This window comes from Sphingopyxis sp., from assembly GCF_035998965.1.
In the GTDB taxonomy this organism is placed as follows: Bacteria; Pseudomonadota; Alphaproteobacteria; order Sphingomonadales; family Sphingomonadaceae; genus Sphingopyxis.
This window is the reverse complement of sequence record NZ_DASYHE010000022.1, coordinates 1-8,299: the sequence shown is the minus strand read 5'-3', so window position 1 is coordinate 8,299 and position 8,299 is coordinate 1. Positions and strand designations below refer to the sequence as shown.

The 8,299-nt window shown below is 66.2% G+C and carries 8 protein-coding genes and 1 tRNA gene; 5 read left to right on the top strand and 4 right to left on the bottom strand.

The features are described 5' to 3' along the window. Positions 1-4 precede the first annotated feature (4 nt). Positions 5-79, bottom strand: a tRNA-Gln gene (locus VGN68_RS02630). A 56-nt stretch (positions 80-135) separates the two neighbouring features. Then, the gene (locus VGN68_RS02625) at positions 136-1,221 is read right to left on the bottom strand and encodes a branched-chain amino acid aminotransferase (protein WP_327473638.1); all 1,086 of its coding nucleotides are present in this window, start codon (positions 1,219-1,221) and stop codon (positions 136-138) included. A gap of 78 nt (positions 1,222-1,299) precedes the next feature. On the opposite strand from VGN68_RS02625, the gene VGN68_RS02620 reads away from it, so the two are divergent. Continuing rightward, on the top strand, positions 1,300-1,812 hold the full coding sequence (locus VGN68_RS02620) for a MarR family winged helix-turn-helix transcriptional regulator (RefSeq protein ID WP_327473637.1): 513 nt from the start codon (positions 1,300-1,302) through the stop codon (positions 1,810-1,812). Between the two features lie 98 nt (positions 1,813-1,910). Here the strand turns inward: VGN68_RS02620 and proC are convergent, their stop codons facing one another. Next, positions 1,911-2,729 (bottom strand): pyrroline-5-carboxylate reductase, encoded by an 819-nt coding sequence (proC, locus tag VGN68_RS02615; RefSeq protein ID WP_327473636.1) that lies wholly within the window; start codon positions 2,727-2,729, stop codon positions 1,911-1,913. Between the two features lie 31 nt (positions 2,730-2,760). After that, positions 2,761-4,437, bottom strand: a complete 1,677-nt coding sequence (locus VGN68_RS02610) for an alkaline phosphatase family protein (RefSeq protein WP_327473635.1) — start codon at positions 4,435-4,437, stop codon at positions 2,761-2,763. 100 nt (positions 4,438-4,537) lie between these two features. On the opposite strand from VGN68_RS02610, the gene VGN68_RS02605 reads away from it, so the two are divergent. The 4 genes from VGN68_RS02605 to VGN68_RS02590 all read left to right on the top strand — a co-directional run. After that, entirely contained in the window at positions 4,538-6,604 is a 2,067-nt protein-coding gene (locus tag VGN68_RS02605; RefSeq protein WP_414712999.1) for a protein-disulfide reductase DsbD family protein, read from the top strand. A 115-nt stretch (positions 6,605-6,719) separates the two neighbouring features. Then, the gene (locus VGN68_RS02600) at positions 6,720-7,460 is read left to right on the top strand and encodes a TlyA family RNA methyltransferase (protein WP_327473633.1); all 741 of its coding nucleotides are present in this window, start codon (positions 6,720-6,722) and stop codon (positions 7,458-7,460) included. Positions 7,461-7,521: 61 nt separating this feature from the next. Then, positions 7,522-8,073, top strand: coding sequence for a TspO/MBR family protein (locus tag VGN68_RS02595; RefSeq protein WP_293698052.1), 552 nt, complete (start codon positions 7,522-7,524; stop codon positions 8,071-8,073). Between the two features lie 37 nt (positions 8,074-8,110). Beyond that, the coding region (locus VGN68_RS02590) for an accessory factor UbiK family protein (protein WP_327473632.1) at positions 8,111-8,299 on the top strand (189 nt) is incomplete at its 3' end.

The following is an 8,299-nucleotide window of genomic DNA, read 5'->3' as shown; positions in this document are numbered from 1 at the left end:
CGGCTGGCTGGGGCGGCAGGATTCGAACCTGCGAATGGCGGCATCAAAAGCCGCTGCCTTACCACTTGGCGACGCCCCAACGGGCCGGTGCGAGGCGCGCTCTATAACGCGCCGTCGCCTATTGCAAGGCGGCGCTTAGAGGCGTGTCACCCAGCCGTGCGGATCGGCGGCGCGGCCGCGCTGGATGTCGACTAGCTTGTCCTTGAGCATCCCTGTCACCTGCCCCGGACCGCCGGCGCCGATGGTGAAGCTGGTGTCGCCGCGCGTCACCTTGCCGACCGGGGTCACCACCGCGGCGGTGCCGCAGGCAAAGCTTTCGGTCAGCTTGCCGCTTTCCGCATCGGCCTGCCACTGCTCGATCGCATAAGGTTCCTCGCGCACCGTCAGCCCGGCATCGCGCGCCAAGGTGATGATCGTGTCACGGGTGATCCCGGGCAGGATCGTGCCGGTCAGCGGCGGGGTGACGATGCTGCCGTCGTCGAACACGAAGAACATGTTCATGCCCCCCAGTTCCTCGATCCAGCGATGTTCGGCGGCGTCGAGGAAAACGACCTGGTCGTGCCCTTTGGCGATCGCCTCGCGCTGCGCGATCAGGCTGGAGGCATAATTGCCGCCGCATTTGGCGGCGCCGGTGCCGCCGGGTGCAGCGCGGGTGTAATCTTCCGATACCCACAGCGAAATCGCCGGGGCGCCCGACTTGAAATAATTGCCGACCGGCGAGGTGATGACGAGGAACTGATATTCGGCGGCGGGCTTCACGCCCAGGAACACCTCGCTCGCGAACATGAAGGGGCGCAGGTACAGCGCGCCGCCATCGACCGGCGGGAACCAGGCGGTGTCGGCAGCCACGGCTTCTTTCACCGCCGCGATGAACAACTCCTCGGGCATTTCGGCCATCGCCATGCGGCGCGCGCTGGCGTTGAAGCGCGCGGCATTGGCCTCGACCCGGAACAGTGCCATCGACCCGTCGTCGAGACGATACGCCTTCAGCCCTTCGAAAATCTCCTGCGCATAGTGGAGCACCGCGGTTGCGGGATCGAGCGTCAGCGGCCCGCGCGGCATCACCTGCGCGTCGTGCCAGCCCTTCCCCTCGGTATAACGGATCGACACCATGTGGTCGGTAAAGACGCGCCCGAACGTCGGATCGGCAATCGCCGCCGCGCGTACATCGTCCGCAACGCGATTGGGGTGCGGCAGATGGGCAAAAGCGGGAGCGGACATGCGAAAACACCTATGGTCATGGGGTCGATGGAGCGCGCCTATTGCCAAAGTCGGGCGCGGCGCGCAACGGTAGTGACCATGGCTGAGGAAAATTTTCTTTCACAAGTACCCGCTGCGTCTGCCCTTTTCTTGCGCGAAGATGAGGTGCGTCGGGGCATCGAATTTCTGTTTTTCGCGCATGCGTCGCTGTGGCGGTCGATCGACGCGCAGCTTGCCGAGCAGGAGCTGGGGCGCGCGCATTACCGCGCGCTCTATTTCATCGCGCGGCAACCGGGGCTGACGATTTCGGACCTGCTGGCGCTGCTGGGGATCACCAAACAGTCGCTGGGCCGGGTGGTCAAGGAACTGGAAGCGCGCGAGATGTTGACGACGCGGCCGGGCAATCGCGACCGGCGGCAAAAGGAACTGCGCCTGACCGAGGCCGGACGCACGATCGAGGCCGCGACCTTTGCGCTGCTGCGCGACACGATGAGCCGCGCCTATACCCACGCCGGGCAACAGGCGGTGACCGGCTTCTGGCACGTTAGCGAGGCGCTGGTCCCCGCGCGCGACCGCAAACGTATTGCGGCGCTGGGGAAAGAGCCGGGCTGACCGGAAACCGTCGCCCATGCGAAGGCGGGCGCCGCTGGCAGCCATATACGGCGTGGGCGCCAAACCGACGGCGGCCCCCGCCTTCGCGGGGGCGACGGTTACGCTTCGCCGCGCGCCAGATCGGCGAGCTCGCGTCCGCGATCGCGCGCGGCGCGCAGCACATTGGTGAGCAACGCCGCCAGCTGGCCGTCGCTGTCGAGGACATCGAGCCCCGCCTGCGTCGTGCCACCCTTGCTCGCAACCTGCGCGATCAGCACACCGGGCTTTTCGCCGCTATCGGCGAGCAGCGCGGTGGCGCCGCCGAAGGTTGCCGTGGCCAGTGCGAGCGAATCCTCTGCCGACAGGCCAAGGCGTTCGCCTGCGGCAGCGTAGGATTCGATCACGCGAAAGACGAACGCCGGCCCGCTACCGGTAAAGGCGGTAACCAGATCCATCGTCGAATCGTCGGGCAACGTCACGGTTTGCCCCAACGGGTCGAGCAGCGCCGCGATCGCCGCGTCATCGGCCGCGCCCAGCGTCGCCACCGCGGTCACCCCGGCGCCGATGCGCGCAGCGAGGTTGGGCAGGATCCGAACCTGCGCGCCTGCATCGGGGAAGCGCGCCGCGAGATCCGCGAGCGACACACCGGCAAGGATCGACATCAGATGGACGTCGCCCGTCACGAGCGGCGCCAGCACGTCGGCGACGTCGCCCAATTGCTGGGGCTTCATGCCCAGCATGATCCAGTCGGCAGTGTTGTTCGCGGCCTGCCATTCGTCCAGCGACGGATATTGCACGACGCCATCGCGCGGCGTCGCAAAGGGATCGACGATCGCGACCTGCGCGCGATCGAGTCCCGCCGCGAGCCACCGATCGAGCATCGCGCCCGCCATGTTGCCGCAGCCGACCAGCAGTAACCGGCCGGAAAAATTGGTCATAGATTCCGTCATATTCTTTTCTATTCGTTCCCTAACGACAGCTGCTTTCCGGACCCGAAAGCAGGTCGAGGCAGCGTCCGTCGATCTTGCCCGCATCGACCGGTACGCCGATCAGCGAGGCCAGCGTCGGCATGATATCGACCGTCATCACCGCATTGGGCTGTTCGAATCCGGCCAGCCCCTTGCGCCAGAACAGCATCGGCACGCGGCGGTCATAATCCCACGCCGAGCCATGCGTCGCAACATAGCCGAGTCCCGCTTCGGGAATGGGCGTTACGCGCGACTTCAGCACCACGATGAAATCACCTGAACGGTCGGGGTGAAACGAAGCACGCAGCTTGTCATGTAGATTCCAGGTGTCGGGCGCCTGTTTCGAAAATGGCCGGTTCGCCAGCTCATCCGCCGTCACTACCGCCTCGACCTGCGGATGCGCGCGCAACCGGGCCAAAATTTCGGTCTCTGCGGCCTTGCGCTGCGCCGGGGTCAGCGCCTTCGACAGATACATGTCGCCGAACGGACCGTCGCCATAGAGCAAGGGCTGCGGCAGGCCGAGCTTTTCGGCGACCGCCTTGCCCAGCGCGTCGGGTTCGAGCGCACGATCGACGCGCTCGGCAGCAAGCCAAGCGTTCTGACGATTGCGTTCGGGCATGTCGTGGCCGCCATGATCGGCGGTAAGCGCGACGACATAGTCGATGCCGGTCGCGTCAAGCCGCGCGAAAAAGTCGCCGAGTTCACGGTCGAGCCCCATCATCTGGAGACACATCTCGCTGCCCTGGGTGCCCACACCATGGCCGACATAATCGGTTGCCGACAGGCCGACAATCAACAGATCGGTGCCGCTGCCCTCGCCCATCTTGCGCACCTGACGCAGCGCCGCGGCGGTCGCCAGCACCGCGCCGTCCGCTTCGGGCGAGGCGAGGAAGCGCCGGAAATCGCCGGCGTCGCGCGCCAGGCGGCCGGTTCCGACAGTGACGCCCTTGTCGCCCACCGGGATCGCGATGTCATGCGCCGCGCAATCGGCGGGCAGCGCCAACCCCGGGCGCGGCTGTGCAATCGCGGCGGCGATCGCCGCACCGGCCTGCGTTGCAGTCGGCGACAGGGTGGTGCCGCGGTAGCTGGTCAGGCCCGTGGGCGCGAGCCACAAGAGCTCGTCGGCCTGCCGCCCGCCCATCATGATTGCGGCGCGGTCCTTGCCCGCGACCGACACGACCTGCGCCTTCGGATCGCGCGCCTTCATCATGTCGCCAAGGGTCGGAACGAGGAGATGCTTTACCGACGGCGCATATTTGCCGCCGCCCGACGCGGTGCCGGGGACGTTTTCGTCCTCGGCGCAATAGATACGATTGTCGTCGCGCGCGACCGACAGGTCGAAATAATTGTTGGCGACGATCCCGGCGCGCCCCGGATGGCTGCCGGTCAGGATCGTGGCATGGCCGGGGCAGGTTTCGGTCGCGGCTTGGGCCTGATAGCCCGACGGAAATATCACACCCGACGCGAGCCGGGCGAAGCCGCCGGTGAATTTGTCGCGATATTCGGCGAACAGATCGGCCGACAGCTGATCGACCGCCACCATCACGATCAGCTTGGGCGGCGGTGTCGCGGCGGTCACTTTTGCAACGGGCGGGTTTGAATCTTGCGCGAGCACGGTGCTGCCGCTGCCGACACAAAGGGTGACGGCCAGAGCGATTTTGAGATGTTTCAGCGTCACGAGCGGCGTCTCCGTTGCACAGGGTGTCAGCGCGGGCTGTCCTCTCGGCGAAACCCGCCTATATGGCAAGCCTCGACAGACAGGTGACAGCACAACCGGCATGGATCGCGGCAAGGACGTTTTTGTGACAGCGCTGTGGCGCTTGGGGCTCGGGCTGTTGGCATTCGCCCTGCTCGCACTCAGCCCCGCCAAGGCGCAATCGACGCATATCCAGCCGAAGCTCGTCGCCGAGTCCACCGCGCCTGCGCCGGGCGGGACGACGACACTCGCGCTGACGATGACGCCCGACAAGGGCTGGCACGGCTATTGGATCAATGGCGGCGACGCGGGATTCGGGCTGTCGGTGGAATGGAACTTGCCGGAGGGCGTGACGGTTGCGCCGCTGCGTTATCCGGTCCCCGAACCGCTGATTCTGTTCGGCATGATGAACCATGTTTACGAGCATCCGTATGCGCTGCTTGCCGAAGTGGAAGTTGACGAAAGTGTCGCGCAGCGAAGCGATCTGACGGTTTCGGGGGTCGCCAACTGGCTCGCCTGTACCGACAAGGTTTGCGTGCCGGAACGCGCCGTTGTTTCCGTCGCGCTGAAGGCGGGTGACGGCGCCGTACCTGCCGCGTCGCGCGCACGCTTCGACGGGTGGCGGGCGTTGCTGCCGCAGCCTCTGGATCGCAAGGGAATGTGGGAGCGGCGCGGCGACATGGTTCGTTTTGCCATCCCCCTGCCCGCCGGGTCGGCGCTCGACGCACCCTATATTTTCGCGCAGACGCAAAATCTGGTCGATTATGTCGCGCCGCAGACATTCAGCCGCAATGGCGATTTCATCATCGTCGAGACACGCGCCAAAGGTGAAGCCACCGGGCCGGTCGCGGCGCTGCTCAAACTTGGCGACGGGCGCGGGCTCTCGGTGCAGTTCGAGCCCGGCGCGGTGCCTGCCGCGGGTGAGGCGATCGCGGGAGCGACGGACGCCATCGATCTCGGGCTGTTCTGGACGGCGCTCGGCGGCGCAATCCTTGGCGGCCTGATCCTCAACCTCATGCCCTGCGTCTTCCCGATCCTCAGCCTCAAGGCGCTCAGCCTCGCGCGCTCGGGCGGCGATGCGCGATCGGCGAAGGTCGAGGCGCTGGCCTATACCGCGGGCGCCATCGTCACCGCCTTGCTGCTGGGCGCCGCGCTGCTCGCGCTTCGCGCCGCGGGCGAGCAGGTTGGCTGGGCGTTCCAATTGCAACATCCGGTCAGCGTCTTGGCGCTGCTGATCCTCGCGCTTGCGATCACGCTCAACCTGCTTGGCACCTATGAGCTGCCGTCGTTCGGCGGCGGGCAGGCGCTGGTCGACAAGGGCGGCGCCGCGGGCGGTTTCTGGACTGGCGCGCTCGCCGCCTTTGTCGCGACGCCGTGCAGCGGCCCGTTGCTCGGTGCGGCGCTGGGCGCGACGCTGGTGCTGCCCGCGTGGGCGGCGCTGCCTATTTTCGGCGGTCTCGGGCTCGGCCTCGCCCTCCCCTTTCTTGCCGTCGGTTTCATTCCGGCGCTGCGCAACCGGCTGCCCAAGCCGGGACCGTGGATGGACCGGTTCCGCAAATGGATGGCGCTGCCGATGGCGTTGACGGCGCTCGCGCTCGGCTGGCTGCTGTGGCGGCAACTCGGCAGCGGGTCGCAGTTGATCTGGCCGATCGTCGCGGTCGCCATGGCGCTGGTGCTGCTCACCCATTATGGCGCGATGCAGCGCGGCGACCGGCGGTCGTGGCTGCTGATCGCGGCGGGGATGCTTTTCGTTGTTGGCCTTGGCGGCACAGTCACCGAAGTTGCCGATACCGAACGCACGGCCGCAGCAGATGGACCAACCTTCTCCCCCGATGCTCTCGCCAAAGCGCGCGCCACCGGCAAACCGGTGTTCGTCTATTTCACCGCCGACTGGTGCCTGTCGTGCAAGGCGAACGAGGCGGGGGCGATCAACCGCGAGGCGGTGCAGGAAGCATTTGGAAAGGCGGGCGTCGTCACGCTGGTGGGCGACTGGACCAACGGCGATCCGGTCATCACGCGCACGCTGGCCGAGCATGGCCGCAACAGTGTGCCGCTGTATCTGTGGTACGCGCCGGGGGCGGCACAGCCGGAGATCCTGCCGCAGATCCTGACGCCCGGGATGCTGACGGACAAGGTCAAGGCGAAGTGATCGCCCTTGGTCGTCATTGCGAGCGAAGCGGAGCAATCTCCAGCTATTGGCTTGAGCCAACGATAGCTGGAGATTGCCGCGTCGCTTCGCTCCTCGCAATGACGGGATTGGACTGATGGCCAAGGTCCGCGCCGATCAGTTGCTCGTCGATCGCGGCCTCGCCGAAAGTCGGACGCGCGCGCAGGCGCTGATTCTGGCGGGGCTCGCCTTCGTCGGCGACCGCAAGATCGACAAGGCGGGGCAACAGGTCGCCGAGGATGCCGAGATCAGCGTCAAGGGCCGCGACCATCCCTGGGTGTCGCGCGGCGGGGTCAAGCTCGACCATGCGCTCACCCATCTCGGTTGGGACGTGACGGGCGCCGTCGCGATCGATGTCGGGTCGTCGACCGGCGGATTCACCGACGTGTTACTGAGCCGCGGCGCGGCGCGCGTCTATGCCGTCGATTCGGGGACCAACCAGCTGGCGTGGAAGCTGCGTCAGGACGAGCGCGTGATCGTCCACGAACAGACGAGCGCGCGCATCCTGACCGCCGCGCACATCCCCGAACCCGTCGACCTGATCGTCTGCGACGCGAGCTTCATCGCGCTGTCGAAGGTGCTGCCGGTGCCGATGGGCTTTGCCAAAGACGACGCCCGCCTCGTCGCGCTGATCAAACCGCAGTTCGAGGCCGAGCGGCACGAGGTCGGTAAAAAGGGCGTGATCCGCGACGCCGCAGTCCACGCGCGGGTGTGCGACGAAGTGCGCGAATGGATGGAACGCAGCGGCTGGCGCGTCGTTGACACGGTCGAAAGCCCGATCACCGGGCCGGAGGGTAATGTCGAATTTCTGATCGCCGCGGTCAAAGCTGCCGCTTGACGCCAGCCCCGCCCGCCGCGACATCCTAGATCAGCCGATTCCCGCGCAAAGGATCATGTGCATGACCGAGATCGCTACACCGGGCCAGCTTCGAATGTCGTATCTGCGCTGGGCGCTCGTCACCGTCCCCGCCATCGTCCTGATCGGCAGCCTGATGGGCGTGCTGTCGAACAGCGGCTATGGCAATCGCTGGTTCGCGTCGCTCGACCTGCCTGCGATCACCCCGCCCGGCTGGGTGTTCGGGGTCGTGTGGCCGATCCTTTACATCATGCTCGGCCTGGCGCTGGCGATGATCCTGCACGCGCGCGGGGCCAAGGGGCGCGGGCTGGCGCTGACTTTGTTCTTTGTCCAGTTGATCGCCAATTTCGCCTGGTCGCCGCTGTTTTTCGGCCAGTATCAGGTGACGAGCGCGCTATACCTTATCATCTTCATCCTGATGATGACGATCGCGACCACCTTTGCCTTTGCCCCGATCCGCAAGGCGGCGGCGTGGCTGCTGGTGCCTTATATGGTCTGGCTCAGCTTTGCCGCGATCCTGAATTTTCAGATCGACCAGCGCAATCCCGATGCCGAAACCCTTGTCCCCACCGCCGCCAGCACCCAGATAGGATGACGGCAAGGGACCGAACGTCCGACAAAGGAATTATAAGATGCAGAGCGAAAACCGCTTTTTCGACGATCTGGCCAAAATGGTGAATGGCGTTGCCGGAACCGTTGCCGGCGCCGGCCGCGAGGCCGAAGCCGCGATGCGCGAACGCGCCAAGGAATGGGTCGGCCGGATGGATTTCGTCAGCCGCGAAGAATTCGAAGCGGTGAAGCAGATGGCCGCAACCGCGCGC

Coding starts and splice junctions, on each gene's coding strand:
- VGN68_RS02595 (WP_293698052.1), top strand. CDS start 7,522: ATGACCGAGATCGCTACACCGGGCCAGCTTCGAATGTCGTATCTGCGC.
- proC (WP_327473636.1), bottom strand. CDS start 2,729: ATGACCAATTTTTCCGGCCGGTTACTGCTGGTCGGCTGCGGCAACATG.
- VGN68_RS02600 (WP_327473633.1), top strand. CDS start 6,720: ATGGCCAAGGTCCGCGCCGATCAGTTGCTCGTCGATCGCGGCCTCGCC.
- VGN68_RS02620 (WP_327473637.1), top strand. CDS start 1,300: ATGGCTGAGGAAAATTTTCTTTCACAAGTACCCGCTGCGTCTGCCCTT.
- VGN68_RS02605 (WP_414712999.1), top strand. CDS start 4,538: ATGGATCGCGGCAAGGACGTTTTTGTGACAGCGCTGTGGCGCTTGGGG.
- VGN68_RS02625 (WP_327473638.1), bottom strand. CDS start 1,221: ATGTCCGCTCCCGCTTTTGCCCATCTGCCGCACCCCAATCGCGTTGCG.